Here is a 23,933-nt window from a genome sequence, read left to right as displayed (position 1 = left end):
CCTGCCAGGACCGGCTTTCCGTCTCTAATTTTCAACGAAATCGGCCTTAAGTAAGTGCCATTCGTCCCGGCTCCTTAATGGGGAAACGGCGGCGCCGTTCAAGGCGAAGGTGCGGGATGCTCAGTTCTTCATCCCGACTGGTCGTCGCTCCGGAACTTGGGGATGCCCTCGTTCCCATCGGCAGATCTGGCGGAGATCCAGAAAAAAGCCGGACGGTTTCCCGTCCGGCTTTTGAATTCTTGCAGAGGCTTGCGGCAGGACGCCGTAGCCACTTCAGGATAGGGCTTAGTAGTCGCCCATGCCACCGCCGTGGTCGTGGCCGTGGCCACCACCGCCGCCGGCTTTCTCTTCCTTGATCTCGGTGATAAGCGCCTCAGTGGTGAGGAGCAGGCCGGCGATCGAGGCGGCGTTCTGCAGGGCGGAACGGGTCACCTTGGTCGGGTCGACAACGCCGGAGGCGATGAGGTCCTCGTACGTGTCGGTGGCGACGTTGTAGCCGAAGCCGTCCTTGTTGGTCTTGACGTTCTCGACGATCAGCGCGCCTTCGCGGCCGGCATTGGCAGCGAGCTGGCGGAGCGGGGCCTCGATGGCGCGGGCCACGATGCCGGCACCGGTCTTCTCGTCGCCCACGAGGCCGAGGTCACCCACGGCGGCTTGGGCGCGGATCAGCGCGGTACCACCGCCGGCGACGATGCCTTCTTCCACCGCAGCGCGGGTGGCGTGCAGGGCGTCTTCCACGCGGGCCTTCTTTTCCTTCATCTCGGTCTCGGTGGCAGCACCGACGTTGATGACGGCCACACCGCCGGCGAGCTTGGCGAGGCGCTCCTGGAGCTTCTCGCGGTCGTAATCGCTGGTGGAGTCTTCGATCTGGCGGCGGATCTGGTTGACCCGACCGGTGATGGTCTCGCTGGTGCCGGCACCTTCCACGATGGTGGTGGCTTCCTTCGAGATGGTGATGCGCTTGGCGGTGCCGAGGTCGGCGAGCTCGACGGACTCGAGCTTGATGCCGAGGTCTTCGGTGATGACCTTGCCACCGGTGAGGACGGCGAGGTCTTCCAGCATGGACTTGCGGCGGTCACCGAAGCCCGGGGCCTTGACGGCGGCGATGTTGAGGATGCCACGGAGCTTGTTCACCACGAGGGTAGCCAGGGCTTCGCCTTCGACATCTTCAGCGATGATGAGCAGCGGGCGGCCGGTCTTGGCGACCTTCTCGAGGAGAGGAAGCATGTCCTTGAGGGACGAGATCTTCTTCTCGTTGATGAGGAGGTAGGCGTTGTCGAGCACGACTTCCATGCTCTCCGCATCGGTCACGAAGTAGGGGCTGAGGTAGCCCTTGTCGAACTGCATGCCTTCGACCACGTCGAGGGTGGTCTCGATGCCCTTGGCTTCTTCCACGGTGATGGTGCCGTCCTTGCCGACCTTGTCCATGGCATCGGCGATGATGCCGCCGATGGTTTCGTCCCAGTTGGCGGAGACGGTGGCGACCTGGGCGATTTCCTTGGTGTCGTTGACGTCCTTGGAGATGACCTTGAGCTGGGCCACGATGGCCTCGGTGGCCTTCATGATGCCGCGCTGGAGCGAGATCGGGTTGGCACCGGCGGTGACGTTGCGGAGGCCTTCCTTGTAGATGGCCTCGGCAAGCACGGTGGCGGTGGTGGTGCCGTCACCGGCGATGTCGGAGGTGCGGCTGGAGACTTCACGAATCAACTGGGCGCCCATGTTTTCATAGGGGCACTCGAGCTCGATTTCCTTGGCAACGGAGACGCCGTCCTTGGTGATGGTCGGGGAGCCGAACTTCTTGTCGAGGATGACATTGCGGCCGGCTGGGCCGAGGGTTGCCTTGACGGCACGGGCGAGCTTCTCAACACCGCGCAGGAGGGCCTGGCGGGCGGATTCGTCGAATTGGAGTTGTTTGGCCATGGTGTGCTAAATGGTTACTTTGTTACTTGTTTTTGGATCTTTGAGGAGGGTCATTCGAGCGGGGCCGGTTCGGGAGTTCCTTCCCAATAACCAATCCCCAGTAACGAATAACCGGTCGCCTCAGGCGACGATGCCGAGGATGTCGGACTCGGAAACGATCAGGACTTCCTGTCCGTCGACTTTGACTTCGGTGCCGCCGTACTTGGAGATGAGGACCTTGTCGCCCACCTTGACGGTGAACTCGATGGTCTTGCCATCTTCATCCTTGCCGCCGGTGCCGAGGCTGAGGACTTCGGCTTCCTGGGGCTTTTCCTTCGCGGTGTCGGGCAGGACGATGCCGCCGGCGCTGACAGCTTCGGCGTCGAGCCGCTTCACGAGCACGCGTTGACCGAGTGGTTTGATGGTAGCCATGTGTTCTTTGGTTTGGTTTGCGTTGGTTGGTTGGGATGCCGCGTGCCTTGGGGGCGACGCGGAAAGGGGTTGGGAAAGACTTCTTGCGGGGACGCGTGATTGACGCCCGGAAGGCCGGGCGTCAATCAGGTGAGAACCGGATTATTTATCGACGACTTCAGCCTCCACGACCTTGCCCTTGGCTTGGCGGGGTTCGGATGGGCCGGACTCGGGGACCTCGACGTCCACGTCAGGTGCGGCACCGGGGGCTCCACCGCCGGCGGCGGCTTGGGCCTGTTGGGCGGCGTTGTAGAGGTCCTGCAGCGCGCTTTCGAGGGTGGCGACGTTGCTCTTGATGGCGTCGATGTCATCGGACTTGAGCGCGTCCTTTACGGCATCGACCTTGGCCTGGATGCCGGACTTGAGTTCTTCTGGCGCTTCGGCGGGAAGCTCGGTGAGCTGCTTTTCCACGCTGTAAACAAGGTTCTCGGCCTTGTTCTTGGTATCGACGGCTTCGACACGCTTGCGGTCTTCCTCGGCGTGCGATTCGGCTTCTGCCTTGGCGCGTTCGATTTCATCCTTGGAAAGACCGGACGAGCCTTGGATCGAGATCTTCTGCTCCTTGCCGGACTGCTTGTCCTTGGCGGAGACGTGAAGGATGCCGTTGGCGTCGATGTCGAAGGTCACTTCGATCTGCGGTTCGCCGCGGCGGGCCGGGGTGATGCCATCCAGCTTGAAGTTTCCGAGCAGCTTGTTGTCGGAGAACATCGGGCGCTCGCCTTGGCAGATGCGGATGTCCACGGCGGGCTGGTTGTCCGACGCGGTCGAGAAGACCTGCGACTTCTTCACCGGCACGGTGGTGTTGCGGTCGATCATCGAGGTGGCGCGCGAGCCTTCGGTTTCGATCGAAAGCGTGAGCGGGGTCACGTCGAGCAGGAGCACGTCCTTCACGTCGCCCTTGAGCACGCCGCCCTGGATGGAGGCGCCGATGGCGACCACTTCGTCCGGGTTGACGCCGCGATGAGGTTCCTTGCCGGCGAGTTCCTTGGCGACCTCGATGACCTTGGGCATGCGGGTCATGCCGCCGACGAGAACCAGTTCATCGACGTGTGAGGCGGAGACGCCGGCTTCCTTGAGGCAGTCGCGGACGGGCTTCTTGGTGCGCTCGAACAGGGAGTCGGTGAGCTGCTCCAGCTTGGCGCGAGAAAGACTAAGTTGGATGTGCTTCGGGCCGGTCTGGTCGGCGGTGATGAAGGGGAGCGAGATGTCGTAAGACTGGCTGGAAGACAGGGCGATCTTGGCCTTTTCCGCCTCTTCCTTGATGCGCTGGAGCGCGTCTGGCTGGCTGGAGAGGTCGATGCCCTGATCCTTCTTGAACTCGCCGACGATCCACGAGATCAGCGCGTTGTCCCAGTCATCGCCGCCGAGCTGGGTGTCGCCATCGGTGGCGAGCACTTCGAAGACGCCGTCGTCGATATCGAGCACCGAGATGTCGAAGGTGCCGCCGCCGAGGTCATAGACGGCGATCTTTTCGGATGCCTTCTTGTCGAGGCCGTAGGCGAGTGCCGCGGCGGTCGGCTCGTTGATGATGCGGCGGACATTGAGTCCGGCGATCTCCCCGGCGGCCTTGGTGGCGTTGCGCTGGGAGTCGTTGAAATAGGCCGGCACGGTGATCACCGCGTCGGTGATGGTTTCGCCGAGCTTTGCTTCGGCATCGGCCTTGAGCTTGCCAAGCACCATGGCCGCGACTTCCTGCGGCGAGTAGGTCTTGGTTTCACCGCCGACTTCCACCTGGATGTGGGCATCGCCATTGGCGGCCTCGACGATCTTGTAGGGCATCTTCTTGTCGGCCTCGGAAAGCTCGGAGAACTTGCGGCCGATCAGGCGCTTGGCGGAGAAGACGGTGTTCTTCGGATTGGTGACGGCCTGGCGCTTGGCGGCTTGACCGACGAGGCGCTCGCCGGATTTGGTGAAAGCGACGATGGAGGGCGTGGTGCGCGCACCTTCCGAGTTTTCCAGCACGACCGCTTCGCCGCCATCCATGATGGCCATGCAGGAGTTTGTGGTGCCGAGGTCGATGCCGAGAATCTTGGACATAAGCTAAGGTGGGTTGGAGGTGAGATTTGCCTGGGCCCGCTCGTCGCGGGCACGTTTCGCTGGTCCCGCCTTTCGCAAGCTGGGTGCCAGCGCGCCCGGAGGATTGTTTTGGCTTTGAAAGCCAGTCGCTTGCAGTTGTGTCATGCAGGGAGGGGGCGTCGCGGGTGCGTCAAAACTGGCCATCTTGGCGCGCCGCGGGGCGACAAATTGTCCCGGTGCGACAAGCCGGCCTGCGAGCAAAGCGGCCGTGGATTTTTCTCTCCGAAAATCGGGTTGCCAAGCAGGCGGGTGGTCCCTAGGGTCCGCGCCCTTCCGCTTGAGGGCAGGTGTCAGAGTGGTCGAATGAGCACGCTTGGAAAGCGTGTGTAGTAGCAATACTACCGAGGGTTCGAATCCCTCCCTGTCCGCGGTTTCTCATTATTAATGAGTTGGTGAGGGTGTGGCCGCCAGAATGGGGCCGCGCCGGAGGCGTGAGATGAACATCGTTTGCGTTTTCGGGAACTTCCCGCGAAGTTCAGCAATATCAAACCTACGCTTGGAATCCGGCCGCATCGCGGTGATGCCCGGTTAACCAAAGCGGCGGGCGATCCACTCAGGCTGTTTCACCATGAAAACATGGCGTCATTGCGGGTTCGTTGTCGGGCTGGTCCTGCTGCCCTTGCATGCAGGGCTACCGGCACTCACACCCATCACCACGGTGGAGACGAAGGTGATTTCCGTCACCGGTTTTCCCGGTACCGAGCCGTCGCATACGGTGGTTTCGGACTATGGCCACCGGCCGGGGGTGATCTTGGCGGCGAATGCCGATAGTTCGAGCAACGTCGCGTTTCTCAATGCCTCGGGGACCGGGATCTCGATCCTTTCGCTGGATGTGGCGGGGAATCTAACAGGCCGGATCGATCCCACGGTGCTGCAGAGTGCCACGAAGCTGATCGGCTTCACGCGCATCCCCGCGGATGGCAGCTTTGCGATCTCCTACGCGAAGAACAACGCGACGAACGGTGCGGATTTCGAGTACTGGATCTCCCGGGTGAGTCCGGCGGGGGCGACGCTGTTCTCGACGCTGGTGTTCGGCACGCAGAACAAGGCGCAGGTGGGCTCGAAGGGCGAGCCCGGCACGTTCTCGAGCGGGCGGCTCGTTTTCAATCCCGCCACGCAGAGGCTGATCGCCTACACGGGCCACACACAGCGCTGGGAAGACAACGTGCGCCACCAAGGTGGGCACGTGGCGACGATGAGCCTGACCGGGGTGCTCACGGTGGTGAACCCGTGGTACTGCAGCCATAATTTCGACCAGCGTCTGCTGGTGGATGGGAACAACATCTACACCCTCGCGCACGGCGACGCCTATCCGCGCGCCTTGGTCTTCGGGCGCTGGCAGGACTCCATTGCGAGCACCTCCTTCACGGGCGATACCCAGTATTTCGCGATCAGCGGGACGATAGGCAACAACACCACGAACACCCAGACCGGCGGCATGGTGAAGCTCGCCAATGGGAGCTTCGGCGTGGTCTACACGACCAAGCTCACCCGCAACAACTTCGACGTGCGCTTCGTCGAGATCACTCCGGCGGGGGTGGCCGGGACGTCAACCTGGCTGACGAGCTATCCCGCCAACACCTTCGCCATCTATCCGCGGATCGCGCGCTACGGGGACGCCGCCGCGATCTTCTGGGAAGAGGTGCAAGGCGGCACGGTCCGCGCCGTTCGCACCAAGCTGGTGGGCACGGCGGAAGCGAATGCCACGGCGCAGGGCACCGTCTCCGATGCTTTGGTCAGGCTGCCGGCCGTTTACGACATCGCGTCCTTGCCGAATGGCGGAATCCTGTGGGCCTCGAACCGCGGTGCCGGCTCGCTGGCGCTTCAACGGGTCGCGGCCCCGGCGGGCAGTGGCAGCGGCGTGTTGCGGTTGGAGAATGTGGTGATCGGCAAGAGCGGTGCGAATTACACGATCAGCGGTAGCATCAATGGCGGGACACCGCTCGCTCCCGTATTCCTCCAGGCATCCTTGGATCTGGGTGGAGTGGATGTATGGCACAATATCGCTGTCATTCCCCTGAATGCGGCTGGCCAAGCCACCTTCGGACCGGTGACCGATCCGACGGGAGGGGCGCTGCCGAAGAACTTCTTCCGGGTGACTACCGGGGTGCCGTGAGAAGTTGTTAGGGAAGAAAGAGGAAGCCTTCTTCGTCGAGGGTGACGCCGTCTGGCAGTGCGAGGCCTTCCGGAATCGCGGGACCGCGGAGCGTGGTGCCATCGATCCAGAAGCCGGGCAGCAGGATACCGAGTGCACCGGGCTTGCAGCCCTTTTGATCCTTGCTGCCGGGGTGGGCCTTGGGTGGATCGGGCATCGACATGGCGATGATCACGCCATTGATCGCGAGGCAGGGGCAATGCACCCACCCGGAGTGAGCGAGCGGTTCCTTGGCGTGGTCGCTGAAGTCGAAGAACACACCGCCGTGCTGGATCTTCGACGACTCGATCTTTTCACGCAGCGCGTTGCCGCCCAGCCAATGGGTTTCCGAGCTGGGATCGGGGAAGGGCGATTCGCGGCGGATGGCGCGGAACAGGTTCTCAAAGATCGCCAGGGCCGTCAGCGAGTCGGGGAGTGGATCGGTGTCCAAGACCCCAAAGTCGGTGCCACGCTGGAGCGCGTTCACGTGGGCGAGCTGGAGGGCATTGGCCTGCGCCGGATCGCTGGCGCGTTCGGCGAGCGCGATGGCCGAGGCTTGTTGCATCCCGCGGCGGATTTTCTCCAGGTCCGCTTCGTCCGGAGCCATCGCGGGGGCAAAGGCGACGCTGATGCCGTAGCGGAGGCGGTAGGGAAATTTGGTGAAGAAGCGGTTGCCTTCGAAGGAGAAGATCGAGCCCCAGGCGCCATCGGTCCAGGTGGGGACGAGCGGGCAGCCGGCCTGGCGGGCGATGATCTCGAAGCCGCGCTTGAGCTCTTGCAAGGTGCCGGTGCGGGTGAGCTGGCCTTCCGGGAAGATGCAGACGACGTGGCCTTCTTTAAGAGCCTCGGCGGAGGCACGGAGCGCTTCGCGCGGCTTCGAGGAGGAGATCGGCACGGTATCGAAGAGCTGGCTGAAGATTCGCACGGCAGTATTTCCGGTGAAGCCGGCTTCCATGACGAAGCGCACCGGCCGCGGGCAAGCGGCGGTCAGGAAAAACGCGTCCGCCCAGGTGATGTGGTTCGGCAACAGCAGCACGCCGCCCTTCTCCGGAAACGAACCCGTGCTGCGGATCCGATAGATCAGGCGGATGATGGCCAGGCCGACGACGCGGACGAGTTCGGCCGGGATCAGGCGCACGATGTAGATGGTGATCGCGCCGCAGGCGATCGCAGCGACCAGCAACTGTGCGTGAAGGCCTAGCCACCACGGTGAGCCGAGAATGTCGCGTGCCGATCCCAGGCCGTAGAGCAGGGCGACCGCGCCGACGCCGGCGACGCATTCCTGCAACGATGCCGCCGCAAGGATCTCGCCGCGCTTATCCGGCGGGCAGCGATCCTGAAGGTGGGCATTCAGCGGGGTCAGGAAAATCGCCGCGAAGAATGCCGTCGTGGCCAAGGCCATGAGGAAGGCCGGAGCACTTGGATCGATCATCGACAGCACCAAGGTGGAAATCGTCATCGCAACGCCGGCGACTGGCACCCAGCCGAGTTCAATCCGCCGGCGCAGGAGCAGCGACGCCGCGCCGAAGCCGCCGACCATTCCCAGCGACGCGGCTGCCATGAACTTCGACGAGACGCGGCCGAACTCGAGGCCGCCGCCGGTCAGTTCCTTGGCGACTTCCAGCGACCACAGGTTGATGAAGCCGGCGAACCCCCAGAAAAAGGCCATGCCGAAGGAAGTGCGGCGGAGTGTGCGGTCGCTCCACAGGGTCCGGAGCTGTTGGCCATGGTGCAGCGCCAGCGCAGCTGAGAAGGGCTGGGTGGAGCCGCGGGGGGTGGGGGGGATGAGCCACGCCAGCAGGATCACCGGCAGGCTGAGGATGGCCAGCAGCCATAGCGGTCCGTAGGCCGCTTGCCATCCATCGCCCGAGCTTTCCAAGCGGTCGCTGAAGATGATTCCCGCGACGATTTGCCCGGCAAGGATCGCCAGCATGGCCATCATTTGCTGGAAGCCGCTGGCGAAGCCGAGGTGACGCGAGCCCACCAGTTCCTTCACGATGCCCATCTTCGCGGGGGTATAGAAGGCGGTGAGGGTGGCCAGCGCGAAGGCCGCCAGGATCGCCATGGGCAAGCTCTTGGCGATGATGGCGAGGCAAAGCAGGCCGAGGATGACCGACTGGGCCAGGGCCGAGCCGACCAATACGTTCCGCTTCGAGAAGCGGTCGCTGAGCCAGCCTGCCAGCGGGGCGAAGAGAAAGAACGGCAGGGTGATGATGATGCCGGCGACCAGCACGATGCTGGATGAGGTCCCGGCGAGCCAGCCGCCCAACGGGATCAGGAGGAACTGGGCGAACTTGTCGTTGAAGGCGCTCTGGGTCTGCTGGCAGATCAAGCACCAGAATCCTGCCCATTCGCGCCGCGTCGGCTCTCGTCCCAATTCCGGCGCCTCGTCCATGCCAGCGGGACGTTAGAAAGATCCCCCGCTACCGGGAAGCGTGGAAATTCGATCCGGCATTCGGTCCAAAAAGGTAGTTCGATCTGTAAAATCGTCCCAATTTCCGGTGCGTAGCTTCCCGAGTCGACAGGGTCCGGAATGTGGCCGAAGGGTGACAGCCAATGCACCTTTTGAAACGTGGGGAAGGATGTTCAATCGTCGGAGGAAAGCAGGTCCAGCCGCTTGGTTAGTGGCATTCACGCACTTGTTCCGGAGTGGCGGCGGCAAGGAGTGACTCCCGCAGGGCGGCCACTAGTCCGCAGGTTTTGTCGTGCGGGCCCGCCCATGGAATCCAAAAAGGGCGCTGGTTATTTCATACACAGGCAAAGCCGAAGTTTACAAGCGACCGCGCGAAACTGTGATACCTTTACAAAACCTTCAAGGGAACACGTCACCCGCGTGGCCCGACTCGATTTCTGTTTCCGTCGTAACCCGCACAGCGTCTTTGGGAAAACTCACGCTGACAGAAAACGGGTTTGATGTATGCTCAAAGTAAGTACAAGATTGTCCTGTGAAACCCAACTTCGCACATTTTCGTCGTCATCGCCCGGGAGACCGGGGGTTCGCCTTGGTGATCTCATTGTCCCTGATGGTGCTGCTGACGGTTCTCGCGGTCGGCCTGCTCGGGCTTTCGACGATCTCCTTGCGCTCGAGTAGCACCGGCCTCGCCCGTGCGGAGGCTCAAGCGAATGCCCGCCTCGCCCTGATGCTGGCGATCGGCGAACTGCAGACGTCGCTCGGGCCGGACCAAGGGATCTCGGCAAGAGCGTCATCCATCGTCAAGGATGCCGCGGAGCCCAATCTGGTCGGCGCCTGGCAGAGCTGGCGTTGGGTGCCGGGCACGACCGCTCCGAACTATTCCGACAAGGCTGACAAATTCCGCGGATGGTTGGTGTCCACGAGAGATTCAAAGGATGCCTTGAGTGCCGCGCTTCCCGGTTCGGAGCTTTCCGAGCCGGTCTGGATGGTGAATCCGGCGACGGTGGGTGTTCCTCAGGGAACCGGGTTGATCGGACCTGAGCTGCGTGCTTCCAAGGTGGCGGTCCAGACGTCGGAAAGCCGGTTGGGAACTTTCGCCTGGGCTGTGATGGATGAGAGCCAGAAGGCTCCGATCCAACTTGAAGATCGCGAGCCGACGACCGATGGCGAGCGCATTGCGCAGCGGATCGCTCCTGGCCGCGCCCGCCCCGAGGACATCGTGGCGAGCCTGGCTCCAGTCACCCTCGGAGATCCGCAGAAGGTCGTCTCTCTCAACAGCGCGGTGGTCGCGGTCGGCAAGGACAAGGGTCAGGAAATCCTGAGCCGTCAGTCCGACATCACCTCGCAGTCGGTAGGCCTGTTGACCAACACCGTCGAAGGCGGGTTGAAGACCGACCTCACGACGCTCTTCGAATCGACGAACGCTTCGCCGAACGTCAACAGCCAGGTGACGCTCTATAACACGGTGAACGATGGTGCGCCGCGCTGGGACTACCTGCGCAGCCACTACCAGCTCAACCGCCGGGTGTCTTCGACCGCCCAAGGCACGCCGAAGGTAGCGCTGAACTCCTCCGATCTGGCCATCGTTTCGAATGGCCTCCGTCCGTCGCCGACCGCCGAGCGTCTGCTGCCGGTGATCGCCAAGCTTCAGGTGATGTTCTCGGTGGTCTCGCACTACAACCACATCCAGGACCGCGTTGACTTCTACAACAACAGCGGCAATCCGAAGGGAAATACCCAGTATGGCGTGCCGCACCTCGCGTACGACCCGGTCATCACGCTCTACAATCCGTATGACGTGGCCTTGGACGTAACCAAGCTGCGGGTCCGGATCTGGGATCCGCCGGTGGTCTTCGGCATGAAGAAGAACGGTGCCTGGCTCCGTGACGACTACGCGTCGGGGAACTTCCATGGCTTGAGCCGCTTCCAGATCGACAACCAGTTCAACACGAATGCCCGGCGCTACTTCACCTTCCTGCTCACGGACATGCGGCCGAACCTGCAGCCGGGAAACCGCATCACCCTGCAGCCGGGTGAAGTGAAGGTCTTTTCCCCTTGGGTGGAGCGCGATTGGTCGTGGGCCAAGGAAACCGCCGATCCGTGGAATCCACGCAGCTTCTTTGACTGGAGGTCGGGAAGCAACTTCGGCAACCGTGACAACCGGACGGGCAATACCTACGGGATCGAAACTGTCCCGGGCTGGGATCCGCGCGCCGGCCTGCAGGTTGACCACCTGACCTATTCCGACAACCGGCGTCCCGCGAGCACGCTCTATGACTTTGAGAATCCGGCCCGCAGGGGCGACGGCTGGATGGCGATCAAGGTGACCGATACCTTCGGCGTGGAAGCCCGGCCGGGCCGCACGGTGACCGTGAACAACCAGCCGGACTTCGTGGTCGATTTGCTCGCCGGCCAGAAGGTCGATACCAACAACCTCGACAACACGGCGATCGACATGCTGCGGACGTACCGCTTCAAGATGGGCAATCCGGTCAACGAGATCAGTTCCAATCCGGCCAACCCGACGATCAAGCGGAACTTCCGCGTCGGCCAGATCCTCCAGACGCCGACTGACAAGTCGGTGGGCGGCAAGTCGCCCTTCGCCATCCTTTCGATGACGGCGAAGACGACCAAGACCGCGCTCGATTACTCGATGCCGTGGCTTCACAACCACCCGGTGGTGGAAGGTGCCGAACAGACCTCCACTCGAATCGGCAATGCGCTGGACTCCTATGACCTGCGCTTCGAAGAAGTGACCGACTTCAACACCAATCCTGGCGGCATCGAGCTGGATCCCGGCACCAACCGCGGTTTCTATGGAGCCACCTCGTATTCGCAAGGCGGCGTGTCGAACGTGCCGATGTTCCGGGTGCCGCTGTTGCCGGCCGCCAGCCTTGGTGATCTGGTCAGCGCCAACCTGGTGTCGAGCTCGCACCTGCCGCGCGTGACGCATGCGTTCGGCAATTCGCGGGCGCATCCGCTGATTCCGAGCAGTGCGGTGAGCCGCAAGTCGCCGACGGATTCGTCCGGCCTCACGATCCGGACCCAGTATGACATGCTCGACCACTCGTATCTGATCAATGATGCGCTGTGGGACAGCACCTATTTCTCCACCGTCGCGAACTTCACCAATACGATGGTTTCCAGCGGGAGCCGCCAGAGCTTGCTGGAAAAGTTCCTCGATGGGCAAAGCAAGCTGCTGAATCCGCGTTTCATCCCGATGCTTCAGGGTGATGGTTCTCCCAAGGAAAAGTCGGAGCAACTGAACGCCCTCAACGACGAGCAGTTCGCCAAGCGCATCGGCAGCGTTCTCGCCATCCAGGGGCCGTTCAACGTGAACTCCGACTCGGTCGGTGCATGGAAGGCAATGCTCGCCTCCATGCGGGATGCCGAGCTCAAGGGTTGGACGCTTGCCGACATGTCTCCGGACAAGAAGACCGGCTTCCCGCGCTTCGGCCTGCCGATCGCCGGCGACCCGGACGGCACGCCGAAGAGCTCTGGCATCGACGTGGCGGGCACGCTCCGCTGGGCCGGCTTCCGCGCCCTGACCGACGAGCAGATCGACATCCTCGCCATTAATATCGTGGAGCAGATCCGCGAGCGTGGTTCCGTGGACCGGGCGCCCTCGCTTTCGCTGGGTGAGTTCGTGAACCGCCGCCTTGGCTCCGGCAATGGTCTGCATGTCCTTGCCGGCTTGCTGCAGACGGCGATCGACCGGTCGAAGATCAACGACAAGTACCACGCGCTCGATTCGAAGGATCTCGGTGCGTCGGCTCCTCCGAATCCCGCGGCGCTGACGAACATCGCCAACCCCTTGGCGCGTGAAGGCAAGTCGGCAGAAGGCGCGCCGTCGCTCCTGACCCAAGGGGACCTGCTGATGGCGCTGGCCCCGGTGATCACCGTCCGCGGCGATACCTTCCGCATCCGCTCTTATGGCGAGTCCAAGGCCAAGGATGGCAAGGTCGAGGCGAAGGCGTGGTGCGAGGCCATCGTGCAGCGCACGCCCGACTACCTCGACTCCTCCGAGGAGCCGGAGCTCAAGACGGTCCAACTGACCAAGGAGACGAACATCCGCTTCGGCCGTCGCTTCGTCATCACTTCCTTCCGCTGGCTTTCTCCCGAGGAGGTGTGATGCTGCCTTGTAACGACCCGTCATGAAAATCCATCACCTTTGTTTGGCCGTCGTCGCCGGCAGCCTTGCACTTCACGCGCAGCAACCGCCGGCCCCTGCCCCAGCCCCTGCACCCGGGACGGGGGGCGAGACGGCACCCGCCACGCCTGAGGAAAAGCCAGGCCTCAAAATCCGGGGCCTTTCATTCCAGCTCGATGCTCCGCCCGCGGAAGTGTTCGTCCACGATCCTGCCTTGGGCGGCAAGATTCCGGGGGTGAAGCTCGACGTGAAGAACTACCTCAATCACGAGTTCAACCTGCAGCCGTCCCAAGCGGAGAGTCTGATCTTCACCAAGTCCGCGGACGCGGCCAGCATCAAGGATACCGCCAGCGTGGTCGCGAAAACGAAGGTGCCGGCGAATCTGAAGAGCGGCATTTTCATGTTCCTGCCCGGCAGCGGCAAGGCGGGCGACACCCCATTCCGGGTGCTCGTCATCGAAGACTCGAAGCGGGCCTTCCCGCCGGGATCCTTCAAGGTGATGAACCTGAGCCCGCACGGCGTCCGCATCCAGCTCGAGAACAAGAACTTCGACTTCGCCAGCGGCGAGACCAAGGTCATCGAGGATCCGCCGGTGGGAGCGGCCAATTCCTCTGCCATGAAGGCCTTCTCGTCGGCAAACGGGCAGGTGCAGCGCATCGGGTCCGGAGTGTGGCCGCATCCAGGCACCAAGCGATCGCTGCAGGTTCTGTTCTTGAACCCGAAGACCGAGCAGGTTGAGATACGAGGTATCCGCGATGTCGCCGGTGAGGACTTCTAACTGGCTTCACACGCCGCCTTCCTCCGGGAACGGCGGCGTTTTCCTTCCCAACCCAAGCAACCCATGAATGCTCGTTCTTTCGCCGCCGTGGCCGCGGTGTACCTTTCGGCCACCGTCTCCTACGGCCAGGAATACCAAGTCCGCGGGATCACGCTGGGCCAGGACAATCCGGGTCCGGAAGTCCACGTCCACCACGATGGCGGCGCGCCCGATGCCGGGAAGCTGGAGGTGAAGTCCTTCCTCAATCATGAGGGGACGACGCTGAAGCTCAAGGGGCCGAAGATCGTGCTCACCACCCAGGCGGGTGCCGCCAGTGTGAAGGATCCGGCGCAGGTAATCGGTTCCTGCCAACTGCCCTCTGGCGGCGGCTCGGTCATCCTGCTGTTCGTGCCGGAGAAAGCCGGTAGCCCTACGAGCAAGATCGTGGTGGTGGACGATAGCAAGAAGGCCTTCCCGGCAGGCTCCATCAAGATTGCCAACCTGAGCTCGCTGCCGGTGAAGCTCGATCTGGAGAAGAAGATCTTCGACTTCAAGCCGGGCGAGATCCGCAACATCGAGGATCCGCCGGTGAACGACGCCAATTCTTCCGCGTTCAAGGGCACCTGCCAAGCGGACGGCGAGTGGCAGTCCTTCTCCTCCGGGATCTGGCCGCATCCCGGACCGAAGCGTGTGCTCCAAGTGATGACCGACAATCCGGAAACCAAGCTCGTCTCGATTCGCAGTTTCCGCGATGTCGCGACGCCTCCGTAGGTCTTGTGGAAATCCGAGTCCTCGCCGTGCCGAACGCCCGTGCCGGCGAGGTGATCGGTTGGGAAGATGATCCGCGTGCCGGGCGCGTGTTGCGCGTGAAGGTCGCCGCGCCGCCGGTGGAGGGGAAGGCGAATGCCGCCTTGCGGGAGGTCTTGGCGGCGCATTTCGGTCTGGCAAAATCGCAGGTGGTCTTGGCAAAAGGAGGGACTTCGCGGGTGAAGGTTTTCACGCTGCCCGATGGGGCTCTGCGGTGACGCATGAAAATTTCGCGTGGTTTTGCTGCTGTCCTATTGCAAGTCGGCAAGCGACTTGCTAGAGGCCGGTTGGATGGCGTGGGCGTTCCGTCAAATGACACTTAACTGGGGTATCAAACCCCGGGTCGCGCCACCGTCCGGTTTTCGCCGCCAGCCTGCGAAAATCGATGGCGGGCTGACTGAATGGTGCCGCGAAAAGGCGGAGTTTCTCGATCTGCCTGAACTCGCCCATCGGGTGCAGGTGAGCTGGAACGCCCGCATGCAAACCACCGCCGGTCGCGCGTGGTGGCCAGACCGGTTGATCGAGCTCAATCCCAAGCTCAAGGAACAGGCGCCGGAGGAAATCTGGCGGACCTTGCGCCATGAGCTTGCGCATCTGGTGGCTTACGAACGCGCCGGCCGCCGGCGGATCGAGGTCCATGGGGCGGAGTGGCGTGCGGCTTGCGCCGAGCTCGGCATCCCGAACGAGCAGCCCTTCCACACGCTTCCCTTCAAGCGCAAGCGGATGAAGCGGAACTTCGCCTACATCTGCCCGCAGTGTCTGACGACGATCCGGCGGGTGAAGCGCATCAGTCGTGTGGTCGCCTGCTATGCCTGCTGCCGGAAATACAGCGGTGGCCTCTACAACCACCGCTTCCAGTTGCTGGAGGAAAAACTCTGAGAAGCTGTCTGAAAAATATCTTCGCATTCTCGTCTTCTTGAGAGTCCAGATGAGGAAACCAAGGGAACGGGCGGGACGCCCTTTCAACGGACTGGGGCAAGATGCCCAGCTACATTTTTCAGACACGCCCTGAGCCGGATCAGTTCGCGGTCTCGAGCGGGAGATCCTGTGCGGTGGCGATCTCGTAGAGCATCACGGCGACCAAGGGCGTGGCCATGGTCAGGGAGAGGCCAAGGTGGCCGGCCAGCCACAGGCTGAGCGTGGACACCAGCACCGGCGTCTGGATATCCGGACGGGCGAACAGGAGGCCGCGGATCACATTGAAGTTCGGATCGTCGGTATGAAGCACCTGGTGAAGTACCGCCTTGGCCTGTTCCCAATCTTCCTCCGCGCCGTGGCTACGACGCTGCGACTGTTGGCGGGAAGCGGTGCGCCGTGCTTGGTTCATCCACGCCTGGCCCACCTCGTCAGGGTCGTAGCCCTGGCGGAGCAAGCGGGCGAGATCGGGAAACTTGCGGAGCAGAAAGGACGCGTCGATCGACACCGTCCGGCGATGATGGGAGGTCATGTCTTTTGGGTTTGAACCAGTTCCCACTGGCATCGGCGAGCCGATGATGGTGACAACCGGGTTTCAATTGCTGGGGATGCTACCCCTGCCGCAACCTCGTCTGGCGGAATGTTGGGTTTGGCCAGCCAGGGAGGAAGCAGGGGCCGTGCTTTACACTGAATCCAACGCTAGGGAGTCGCTCCGTGAACGTCAAGAAACCGGGATGCCCGTGGTGACAATCCTGTCACCGCCGCAGCGCCGGCGGCTGGTTCTCTGAGTGCAGCCGCTCGATCTGCTCCGGCGTGAGCGCGCAGGGAAAGACGTAGATCTCGTCCATCTCCCCGCGGAAGGTGCGGAAATTCGTATCCGGATCGAGGCGGCGACCGAAGGAGAGAGGGAGCGCCTTGTCGCCGGTGACCAGGGTTTCCACACGATGCGGCTTCACCGCGGTGGTGGCTTCCAAGCGGCCATCGATGTAGTGGCGGACCTCGCTGGCGACATCGGATTTCTCGCCGCCCGTGAAGACGCAGGCGACGGGACCGGTGGCACCGGCTGGCCATCGATGTAACTTCGCGCGGAGGAGGGACTGGTGCGGCGGAGTTGAAGGACTTTGTCCTTGAACTGCTGTTGCGTTGGCACGCCCGGTTGTCCGGTGAGGTTGGTTGATTCGGCCGGGTCGGCCAGGGTGTTGTAGATGCGGAAGTTGTCCGCATGCGAGGCGACGTTGGTGCGGATGCCCTTGTAGCCATTCATGAAGAGCACCTGCATCTCGTTGCGCGGTTCGTTGGCGTGGTTCGGGAAAACGGTGGGCCAGTTCGGCGTGTTGACGGCAATGGAATACTCCACATAGACGGTGGAAGGCCGCTGGGTGCCGGTGCCCGTCAGCGAGGGAACCAGCGAGACGCCATCCGCGCGCTCCGGCTGAGGTACGCCCGCGACTTCAGCGAAGGTCGGGAGCCAATCGTGGAATTGCGCTGGCGTCTGCGAGATGCCGCCGGCGGTGATGTGGGCGGGCCAGCGGACCAGCGCTGGCACGCGGATGCCGCCTTCCAAGGTGTCGCGCTTGATGCCTTCCAGCGGGCCATACGAATCGAAGAAGCGCGGGTCGTGGGTGTAGCTGCCGCCGGAGCCAGCTTCGTTCGCCGGGCCATTGTCAGAGGTGAAAACGACCAGCGTGTTATCGTCGATGCCGAGTTCGTCCAGCGTCGCGGTCAGGTCGCCCACGGCATCATCGATCCGCCGCATCATGGTCGCGTGGCGTTTCGCGACATCGCTCCAGCCGGCCTGGCTGGCGTAGTCGGGATGGATCCACGAGTTGATGGTGCCGCTGGCGGTATTGATCATGGCGCCGGGCGTGCCAGTCCACTGCATGCCGCCGTCGAGGCCATCGCCCGCGGGGTAGGGCTGGGTCGGCACATCGAGCTGGGCGTGCGGCGCGGCGTAGGTCAGGTAGAGGAAGAAGGGCTGGGCCGGGCTGGCGGTGTGCTGGTCGGCGATCCACTTCTTCGCCCGCGCGGTGATCAGATCGGTCGAGTAGCACTTGCCGAGCTGCGCGGTGATTTTGGTGGTGTTGTCGAAGAAGCCGTTCGGCTGGCCCTGATTATCTACGCCGGTCAGTTCTTCCGGGTAGTGGTTGTGCGCCGAAAGGTGGGCGAGGTAGCCGAAGAAGTAATCGAAGCCGCGCTTCGAGGGATGGCTCGGCTGATTGACCGGCGTGCCCGGGCCTTGCAGGCCCCATTTGCCGATGCAGGCGGTGGCGTAGCCCGCGCTCTTCATCACGGTGCCGAGCGTGTGGTTGTCGTCGAGCGTCTGGTCGAACTGGTTGTTGCGGATGTTCGCGTGACCTTGGTGGACGCCGAGGATCAGCGATGCGCGTGAGGGTGCACAGACCGGGGCCGGGGCGTAGTGGCGGCGGAGCTGGAGGCCGTCATTAGCGAAGGCATCGAGCTTCGGGGTGGCGAACTTCTGGGTCGAAGTACGGGAGTTCTGGTAGAACACGCCGAGGTCGCCCCAGCCCATGTCATCGCACAGGATGAAGATGACGTTCGGCCGGGGAGCGTCGGCCAATGCCGGGCTGGCAAAGGAGAGTGCCGAGAGGGCGGCGAGAAGAAGGGCATTACGGGGCATGGTCACTGGTAAATGACCGAGGCCCGCGGGGTATTACGGAATTTTTTTCGAAAGGGGGGACGGACCAGGATGAGGGGGTCGTCCGAACTCCAGGAAAGGTTGGGCACGCGGGCAATGCGGGCTTCTCACTGGCTTCGGTCCGGCTGAAGCCGGGACTACTTACAGCTTGAGTTGCGGCCGTGGGATGAGCTTCCGGTGGATGGGGGCTCGTTACGGGCCTACGACCTTGGAACGGAGCGCGCCGTATTCATTGAGCCGCTGGTCGAGTTTGGCTGCCATGGCCTTGGTCCGGTCGGGTTGTTCCGCGGCGAGGTTCTTGGATTCGGCGAGGTCGCTGGCGAGGTTGTAGAGTTCGGATGAACCGTCGGCCCAGTTGCGGATCAGCTTCCACGGGCCCTCGTGGAAGATGGAGTAGTGGTCGTTGTTGTGGCCGTGCGGGTAATGGGTCACCAGCCACTGCGGGCGATGATAGGAGGGGTCGCCTTTCAAGTAGGGCAGCAGGTCGTGGCCGTCCCATGGCTTGGCGTTCGTGACGCCTGCAAGGTTGGTGACGGTGGGGAAGATATCGGCGAGGGCGACCAAATCGCTGGTGTGCGAGGCGGCGGGGATGGGGAAGGCGTTGCCCGGCCCCTGCTTCGCCCACGCGGCGATCATGGGCACGCGGATGCCGCCTTCGTAGCGCATGCCTTTCTTCCCGCGGATGGGGGCATTGCCGGAGACGACCGGGTTGGCGTTGTTGTTGGGGATCGGGGCGTCGCCGCCATTGTCGGAAAGGAAGATCACCAGGGTGTTTTCGGCAACGCCGAGCGTGTCGAGCTTCGCGAGCAAGTCGCCGAGCGAGCGGTCCATGCCCTCGATCAGGGTCGCGTAGGCGCGCTGCGGCGGTGGCAGGTCGGGGTAGTTCGCGGAGAAGCGGGGATCCTCGTTGAACGGACTGTGGACCGCGTAGTGCGCCATGTAGGCGAAGAATGGCTTCTTTTCCTTCACCGAGGTCTCGAGGACCTCGCCGAGCTCGCGGGTTAGGACCTCGGTGAGGAACTCATCCTTGCCGTGCCACTTCTCCAGGCCGGTGACGTGGTTCGAGCCCTTGCCGAAGTTCTGTTTGGCGAAGTAGGACGCCGGGTGGCCGATCTCGTTGCCGGCGATGTTGATGTCGAAGCCGACGGCCTGCGGGTATTGGCCGAAGGCTCCCTTGCTGCCGAAGTGCGCCTTGCCGCAGTGGATGGTGCGATAGCCGGCTTGCTTGAGCAGGCTGGGCAAGGCGGTCTCGTCCGGGGAGATGCCTTTAACGCCCCAGCCCTCGGGTGAGCGCAGGTGCTTCACATCATTGTCGCTGTTTTCGGTCCCAGCGGGGTTCGTCCAATTTGTGACATGGTGGCGCGCGGCGTTCTTGCCGGTCATGAGGGTGATGCGCGAGGGCGTGCAGACCGGGTGGGCGTAGGCGCGGGTGAATTTCATCCCCTGCGCCGCGAGTTTTTCCATGTTCGGCGTGCGGTAGCGGCGGTTGAGGACGGAGACGACCGGCTTGCCCTCCGCATCGTGGTGAAAAGGCACCGAGGTGTCCTGCCAGCCCATGTCGTCCACGATGAATACCAGCACGTTGGGCCGATCCGCGGCGGCGGCGATGCCGCACAGGACGAGGCAGAGGAAAAGTCGCTTCATGGGGTCGCCGATACGCATTCGAGCGCAGGAAAACTACGGGAAAATTCCAAACCTTCACGATGTTCCGCAACCCGAACGGTGCGAGGATGGTTCCTTCCCACGCAACCCGTTTTTCCTCCGCCATGTTACCCGCCGCATCCGACCAGTGGACGATCCAGGAAGCCGCGCACCTGCTTCGTCGCGCGGGTTTCGGTGGCTCACCGAAAGATATCGAGAGCTTCCACGCGCTCGGCCGATACCAGGCTGTCGAAAGCTTGCTCAAGCCGACCGAGCCCGTGGACGCTTTTTCTCTCCCCGCATGGGCGAACCGAGAGCAGGCGGTGGCCGACATGAAGGCGCGGCAGCAGCAATTCCAGGAGGTCCGCCGGGCCTCCCGCGAGATGTCTGCAGAGGAGGCGGAAAGGTTTCGCCGCGAATTCAACCAGAAGCAGCAGCGCACGAACCGGCAGCACGGCATCGAGGCGCAGGGCTGGTGGTTCCGCCGGATGCTGAAGACGGAGGCTCCGCTGAGGGAGAAGATGGTGCTGTTCTGGCACGACCATTTCGCCACCTCGATCCAGAAGGTGAAGCAGCCGGTGCTGCTGGTGATGCAGAATGAACTGTTCCGCCACCACGCCACGGGTTCGTTCAAGGAGCTGACCCACGCCATCCTGATGGATCCGGCGATGGTCCTCTACCTCGACACGCAGACCTCGAAGAAGGGGATGCCGAACGAGAACTTCGCCCGCGAGGTGATGGAACTCTTCACGCTCGGCGAGGGGAACTACGCCGAGCAGGACATCAAGGAAGCCGCGCGTGCTTTCAGCGGCTACAGTCTCAACCGCCTCAACGGCACCGTCGTCCACAACAAGCGCCAGTGGGACGGCGGCGAGAAGACGATCTTTGGCAAGACCGGCAAGTTCGACGGCGATGGCGTGATCGACCTGCTATTCGAGCAAGATGCCGCCGCGCGCTACTTGCCGCGGAAGCTGTGGGAATACTTTGCGGCCGAAGATCCGCCGCAGGAAGGCGTCGAGGCGCTGGCGAAATCGTTCAAGGACGCGGATTTCAAGGTCGAGCCGCTGTTGCGCGAGATCTTCCGCTCGAAGGCCTTCTACTCGGACAAGATCGTCCGCAACCAGATCAAGAGTCCGATCCAATTCCTGGTGCAGATGCTCAAGGAACTGGAACTCGAGAACCCGCCCCAAGGCTATGCGGTCAGTGCCCAGCAGCAGCTCGGGCAAGTGCTCTTCATGCCGCCGAATGTGGCCGGCTGGGACTGGGGCAAGGCTTGGATCAACACCAACACGCTGCTGACCCGCTACAATGTGGCCGGCTTCATCACCAAGGGCTCCCAGGAGTCCTCGAAGCTCGCGGCCAACGACAATGATGGCGGCGGCGAGATGATGGATATGGACATGGAGATGGAGAAAGAAAAGGACCGCAAGCAGATGCGGGTGTCCAACCAACGCGAACGCGCCCAGCAGAATTGGGCCGGTCCCGATTACGAAAAGATCGCCCCGCGGTCGCTGCGCGAGGATCCCGCGAAGCTCGTGGACTCGCTGGTGGAGCGCTTTTTCCAAGCCCCGCTCGGCGTCAAGGAGCGCGGCGCCTTCATCGAATACGCCGTGTCCAAGAAGGGCGCGGTCTTCACCAACAAGGAGGTGGGCGAGCTCTGCCACCTCATGATGAGCACCCCGCACTACCAGCTCGACTGAATCCCTTACCTAATTTTCTCCGATGAAAACGCGACGTGAATTCCTCCGCTCCACGATCCTTGGTGCCTCGGCCACTTGGACCGTTCCGATGTTCGTCGAGCGCACCTTCGCCGACCTCCACATGGGTGCCAAGGATCTGGCCACCCAGGCGGTGACCGGGAAAGATGGTACGATCCTCGTCGTACTTCAGCTCGCCGGTGGCAACGATGGCCTCAACACGCTGGTACCCTACGCAGACGATGCCTATTACAAGGCCCGCCCGCGGCTGGGGAAGAAGGAGAAGGAGATCCTCAAGCTAAGCGACCACGTCGGCCTCAATGACTCGATGCCCTACCTCGGCAGCTTGTTCAAGGAGGGCAACCTTGGCGTGGTGCAAGGCGTCGGCTATCCGAACCCGAATCGCTCGCACTTTGTCTCCACCTCGATTTGGGAAACGGCGGACACGCAGAATCGCTCCAGCACGGGGTGGATCGGTCGCTACTTCGACAATGCCTGCTCCGGTGCCGACCCGACGGTCGGGATCAGCTTGAACAAGACGCAGCCCGAGTCCTTCGGTGCGGCAAAGAATCCCGGCGTGTGCCTGAGTTCGCCCGAGCTTTACCGCTGGATCCACGGAGGCGGGGAGAAGGCGCAGGCGGAGGAGTTCTTCGCCTCGCTCAATTCTCCGGAAGACGACGACAACCCGGTGGATGGCGCGTCGATCGACATGCCGGCCGGTGGCAAGGTCGGCGGCATTGAGGGCGAGGGCAATCTTGCCTTCCTCGAACGCGTGGCGATGGATGCCCGGGTCAGCTCGGCCAAGATCCTCGAACTCGCGGCGAAGTATAAGACCAAGGTGAACTACGAAGGCACGCCGATCTCGCGCAGCCTGAACATGGTTTCGCGGTTGATTGCGGGTGGCATGCCTACCCGGGTCTATTACGTGAGCCACGGTGGCTTCGACACCCACAACCAGCAGGTGAACTCGCACGATCGCCTGCTCGGCCAGTTGGATCGCGCGCTGAAGTCGTTCTTTGCGGATCTCAAGGCGCAGGGGAATGACAAGAGGGTGGTGCTGATGACCTTCTCCGAGTTTGGGCGCCGCGTTTCCGAGAACGCCAGCGCGGGCACCGACCACGGACGGGCTTCGTGCATGTTCCTCGCGGGTGATGCTGTGAAGGGCGGGCTTTTCGGCAGCTATCCGAGCCTCACCGATCTTGACCAGGGCGATCTGAAGCACAGCGTCGATTTCCGCGGCGTGTATGCTTCGGTGCTCGAGGGCTGGCTGAAGACGCCAGCGAAACCGGTGTTGCGCGGGGATTTCTCGAAGATGGGCGTGATTGGGTGATCGACCGGAAGTTCAGGGTGCCAGGATTCCTTGATGGGAGCGGCTTACCAACGCGACCATGAAGCGCGTTGCCGGACGGTGCCTTGGATGCTAGCCTGTGGCCATGAAGATGGTGTTGGAGATCCCTGACGGACTTGCGGCAGTGTTGCCGCAGGACGATGCGGAGCGTGGGCGCCATGTTTTATTGGAGCTGGCGTGCGGCATGTTTGCGACGGGACGCCTGACGCATGCGCAGGCCTCGGATCTGGCGGGGCTCGGACGTTTGAATTTCGATCACGAGCTTGGCCGCCGGGAAATCCCGATCCGCTATAACCCGGAAGACTGGAAAGATGACCTCGCCGCGGGTATGTGTGGTGAGTGATACTTCGCCCCTCTCTGCGATGACGAAGGTGGGGTGGCTAGTCTGGTTGAGGGAACGTTGGGAGACAGTGATCGTCCCCGACGGAGTTTGGAAAGAACTCATCGAGATCGGCGATGATGCGGCATGGAATTCTCTGGAAGAGGCGCGAGCCGCCGGGTGGCTCCAAGTGACTGAAGCTCCCGCTACCCCGCCACCGCGTGAATGCGAGAAGCTGCACGCGGGAGAAACCGAGGCGATCTTACTGGCACTTTCCCGCAATGCGGAATGGCTCATCGTCGATGACGGAGACGCTCGTCGCGTGGCGAAGGAACTTGGCCTCCGCATCATTGGCGTGATCGGCATGATCGTCTGGGCCAAACGGCGCGGAAAAATAAGTCGCGCTCTGGAAGCAATCGCCGATCTGCGGCGTGTGGCGAGGTTCCGGGTCTCGGATCACATTGTAGCGGCGATTGGGAGGGATCTGGGGGAGGCCGAATAACCGAAGCTGAAGACTCCAGTGAAGCCAGTGCTGCGCGGGGATTTCTCGAAGATGGGCGTGATCGGGTGATCGACCGGGAGCGCCGAATGAACTCCGCGCAAGGGCTACAAGGTCCCTCGTGCGGAATAAATTCCGCGCTCCCAGTGGA

Annotated in this window: 18 protein-coding genes and 1 tRNA gene; 11 read left to right on the top strand and 8 right to left on the bottom strand. The window is 62.8% G+C overall.

Annotated features, from left to right (window positions below; translation table 11 throughout):
* Positions 1-285: 285 nt before the first annotated feature.
* The 3 genes from groL to dnaK all read right to left on the bottom strand — a co-directional run bounded on the left by groL (position 286) and on the right by dnaK (position 4,407).
* A complete protein-coding gene (groL, locus tag OKA05_RS26610; protein ID WP_264490261.1) occupies positions 286-1,920 on the bottom strand; it encodes a chaperonin GroEL in 1,635 nt (544 codons plus the stop codon).
* Positions 1,921-2,040: 120 nt separating this feature from the next.
* Positions 2,041-2,331: a co-chaperone GroES gene (locus tag OKA05_RS26605; protein ID WP_264490260.1), complete on the bottom strand. Its 291-nt coding sequence runs from the start codon at positions 2,329-2,331 to the stop codon at positions 2,041-2,043.
* A 141-nt stretch (positions 2,332-2,472) separates the two neighbouring features.
* Positions 2,473-4,407, bottom strand: coding sequence for a molecular chaperone DnaK (gene dnaK, locus OKA05_RS26600; RefSeq protein ID WP_264490259.1), 1,935 nt, complete (start codon positions 4,405-4,407; stop codon positions 2,473-2,475).
* A 320-nt stretch (positions 4,408-4,727) separates the two neighbouring features.
* On the opposite strand from dnaK, the gene OKA05_RS26595 reads away from it, so the two are divergent.
* Positions 4,728-4,814: transfer RNA gene (locus OKA05_RS26595), tRNA-Ser, on the top strand.
* A 200-nt stretch (positions 4,815-5,014) separates the two neighbouring features.
* Positions 5,015-6,562, top strand: a complete 1,548-nt coding sequence (locus tag OKA05_RS26590; protein ID WP_264490258.1) for a hypothetical protein — start codon at positions 5,015-5,017, stop codon at positions 6,560-6,562.
* A gap of 7 nt (positions 6,563-6,569) precedes the next feature.
* Here the strand turns inward: OKA05_RS26590 and OKA05_RS26585 are convergent, their stop codons facing one another.
* Positions 6,570-8,975, bottom strand: a complete 2,406-nt coding sequence (locus tag OKA05_RS26585; RefSeq protein ID WP_264490257.1) for an MFS transporter — start codon at positions 8,973-8,975, stop codon at positions 6,570-6,572.
* A gap of 610 nt (positions 8,976-9,585) precedes the next feature.
* Between OKA05_RS26585 and OKA05_RS26580 the strand changes: the two genes are divergently transcribed.
* From OKA05_RS26580 to OKA05_RS26560, 5 genes are all read left to right on the top strand, one after another.
* The gene (locus OKA05_RS26580; RefSeq protein ID WP_264490256.1) at positions 9,586-13,125 is read left to right on the top strand and encodes a hypothetical protein; all 3,540 of its coding nucleotides are present in this window, start codon (positions 9,586-9,588) and stop codon (positions 13,123-13,125) included.
* A gap of 22 nt (positions 13,126-13,147) precedes the next feature.
* The gene (locus tag OKA05_RS26575) at positions 13,148-13,921 is read left to right on the top strand and encodes a hypothetical protein (RefSeq protein WP_264490255.1); all 774 of its coding nucleotides are present in this window, start codon (positions 13,148-13,150) and stop codon (positions 13,919-13,921) included.
* A gap of 63 nt (positions 13,922-13,984) precedes the next feature.
* The gene (locus OKA05_RS26570) at positions 13,985-14,671 is read left to right on the top strand and encodes a hypothetical protein (RefSeq protein ID WP_264490254.1); all 687 of its coding nucleotides are present in this window, start codon (positions 13,985-13,987) and stop codon (positions 14,669-14,671) included.
* A gap of 5 nt (positions 14,672-14,676) precedes the next feature.
* On the top strand, positions 14,677-14,925 hold the full coding sequence (locus OKA05_RS26565) for a DUF167 domain-containing protein (RefSeq protein WP_264490253.1): 249 nt from the start codon (positions 14,677-14,679) through the stop codon (positions 14,923-14,925).
* Positions 14,926-15,019: 94 nt separating this feature from the next.
* Positions 15,020-15,586: a SprT family zinc-dependent metalloprotease gene (locus OKA05_RS26560; RefSeq protein WP_264490252.1), complete on the top strand. Its 567-nt coding sequence runs from the start codon at positions 15,020-15,022 to the stop codon at positions 15,584-15,586.
* Between the two features lie 139 nt (positions 15,587-15,725).
* On the opposite strand, the gene OKA05_RS26555 is transcribed toward OKA05_RS26560, so the two are convergent.
* From OKA05_RS26555 to OKA05_RS26540, 4 genes are all read right to left on the bottom strand, one after another.
* Positions 15,726-16,154, bottom strand: a complete 429-nt coding sequence (locus OKA05_RS26555; RefSeq protein WP_264490251.1) for a hypothetical protein — start codon at positions 16,152-16,154, stop codon at positions 15,726-15,728.
* 223 nt (positions 16,155-16,377) lie between these two features.
* Positions 16,378-16,608 (bottom strand): LamG-like jellyroll fold domain-containing protein, encoded by a 231-nt coding sequence (locus OKA05_RS26550; RefSeq protein WP_319800670.1) that lies wholly within the window; start codon positions 16,606-16,608, stop codon positions 16,378-16,380.
* On the bottom strand, positions 16,575-18,260 hold the full coding sequence (locus tag OKA05_RS26545) for an arylsulfatase (protein WP_264490249.1): 1,686 nt from the start codon (positions 18,258-18,260) through the stop codon (positions 16,575-16,577). Before OKA05_RS26545 ends, OKA05_RS26550 begins: the two co-directional genes overlap by 34 nt.
* 210 nt (positions 18,261-18,470) lie before the next feature.
* Entirely contained in the window at positions 18,471-19,922 is a 1,452-nt protein-coding gene (locus OKA05_RS26540) for a sulfatase (RefSeq protein ID WP_264490248.1), read from the bottom strand.
* Positions 19,923-20,044: 122 nt separating this feature from the next.
* On the opposite strand from OKA05_RS26540, the gene OKA05_RS26535 reads away from it, so the two are divergent.
* The 4 genes from OKA05_RS26535 to OKA05_RS26520 all read left to right on the top strand — a co-directional run bounded on the left by OKA05_RS26535 (position 20,045) and on the right by OKA05_RS26520 (position 23,785).
* Positions 20,045-21,619, top strand: a complete 1,575-nt coding sequence (locus tag OKA05_RS26535; protein WP_264490247.1) for a DUF1800 domain-containing protein — start codon at positions 20,045-20,047, stop codon at positions 21,617-21,619.
* Between the two features lie 22 nt (positions 21,620-21,641).
* Entirely contained in the window at positions 21,642-22,946 is a 1,305-nt protein-coding gene (locus OKA05_RS26530) for a DUF1501 domain-containing protein (protein WP_264490246.1), read from the top strand.
* Positions 22,947-23,049: 103 nt separating this feature from the next.
* Positions 23,050-23,307 carry a UPF0175 family protein gene (locus tag OKA05_RS26525; protein WP_264490245.1) on the top strand — a complete coding sequence of 86 codons (258 nt, stop codon included), beginning with the start codon at positions 23,050-23,052 and terminating at the stop codon, positions 23,305-23,307.
* Positions 23,276-23,785, top strand: a complete 510-nt coding sequence (locus OKA05_RS26520) for a PIN domain-containing protein (RefSeq protein ID WP_264490244.1) — start codon at positions 23,276-23,278, stop codon at positions 23,783-23,785. The genes OKA05_RS26525 and OKA05_RS26520 overlap by 32 nt, the downstream gene beginning before the upstream one ends.
* Positions 23,786-23,933 lie beyond the last annotated feature (148 nt).

The sequence above is a fragment of the Luteolibacter arcticus genome (assembly GCF_025950235.1).
GTDB lineage: Bacteria > Verrucomicrobiota > Verrucomicrobiia > Verrucomicrobiales > Akkermansiaceae > Haloferula > Haloferula arctica.
Note: the sequence above shows the minus strand (reverse complement) of the source record. Positions and strands in the feature narration are given on the sequence as shown.

What these genes read in the sequence shown, in the direction of transcription:
- OKA05_RS26545 (WP_264490249.1), bottom strand. Translation starts at nt 18,260, where the DNA reads ATGCCCCGTAATGCCCTTCTTCTCGCCGCCCTCTCGGCACTCTCCTTT.
- OKA05_RS26540 (WP_264490248.1), bottom strand. Translation starts at nt 19,922, where the DNA reads ATGAAGCGACTTTTCCTCTGCCTCGTCCTGTGCGGCATCGCCGCCGCC.
- OKA05_RS26575 (WP_264490255.1), top strand. Translation starts at nt 13,148, where the DNA reads ATGAAAATCCATCACCTTTGTTTGGCCGTCGTCGCCGGCAGCCTTGCA.
- OKA05_RS26570 (WP_264490254.1), top strand. Translation starts at nt 13,985, where the DNA reads ATGAATGCTCGTTCTTTCGCCGCCGTGGCCGCGGTGTACCTTTCGGCC.
- OKA05_RS26535 (WP_264490247.1), top strand. Translation starts at nt 20,045, where the DNA reads ATGTTACCCGCCGCATCCGACCAGTGGACGATCCAGGAAGCCGCGCAC.
- groL (WP_264490261.1), bottom strand. Translation starts at nt 1,920, where the DNA reads ATGGCCAAACAACTCCAATTCGACGAATCCGCCCGCCAGGCCCTCCTG.
- OKA05_RS26525 (WP_264490245.1), top strand. Translation starts at nt 23,050, where the DNA reads ATGAAGATGGTGTTGGAGATCCCTGACGGACTTGCGGCAGTGTTGCCG.
- dnaK (WP_264490259.1), bottom strand. Translation starts at nt 4,407, where the DNA reads ATGTCCAAGATTCTCGGCATCGACCTCGGCACCACAAACTCCTGCATG.
- OKA05_RS26530 (WP_264490246.1), top strand. Translation starts at nt 21,642, where the DNA reads ATGAAAACGCGACGTGAATTCCTCCGCTCCACGATCCTTGGTGCCTCG.
- OKA05_RS26590 (WP_264490258.1), top strand. Translation starts at nt 5,015, where the DNA reads ATGAAAACATGGCGTCATTGCGGGTTCGTTGTCGGGCTGGTCCTGCTG.
- OKA05_RS26560 (WP_264490252.1), top strand. Translation starts at nt 15,020, where the DNA reads ATGACACTTAACTGGGGTATCAAACCCCGGGTCGCGCCACCGTCCGGT.
- OKA05_RS26520 (WP_264490244.1), top strand. Translation starts at nt 23,276, where the DNA reads ATGACCTCGCCGCGGGTATGTGTGGTGAGTGATACTTCGCCCCTCTCT.
- OKA05_RS26585 (WP_264490257.1), bottom strand. Translation starts at nt 8,975, where the DNA reads ATGGACGAGGCGCCGGAATTGGGACGAGAGCCGACGCGGCGCGAATGG.
- OKA05_RS26605 (WP_264490260.1), bottom strand. Translation starts at nt 2,331, where the DNA reads ATGGCTACCATCAAACCACTCGGTCAACGCGTGCTCGTGAAGCGGCTC.
- OKA05_RS26555 (WP_264490251.1), bottom strand. Translation starts at nt 16,154, where the DNA reads ATGACCTCCCATCATCGCCGGACGGTGTCGATCGACGCGTCCTTTCTG.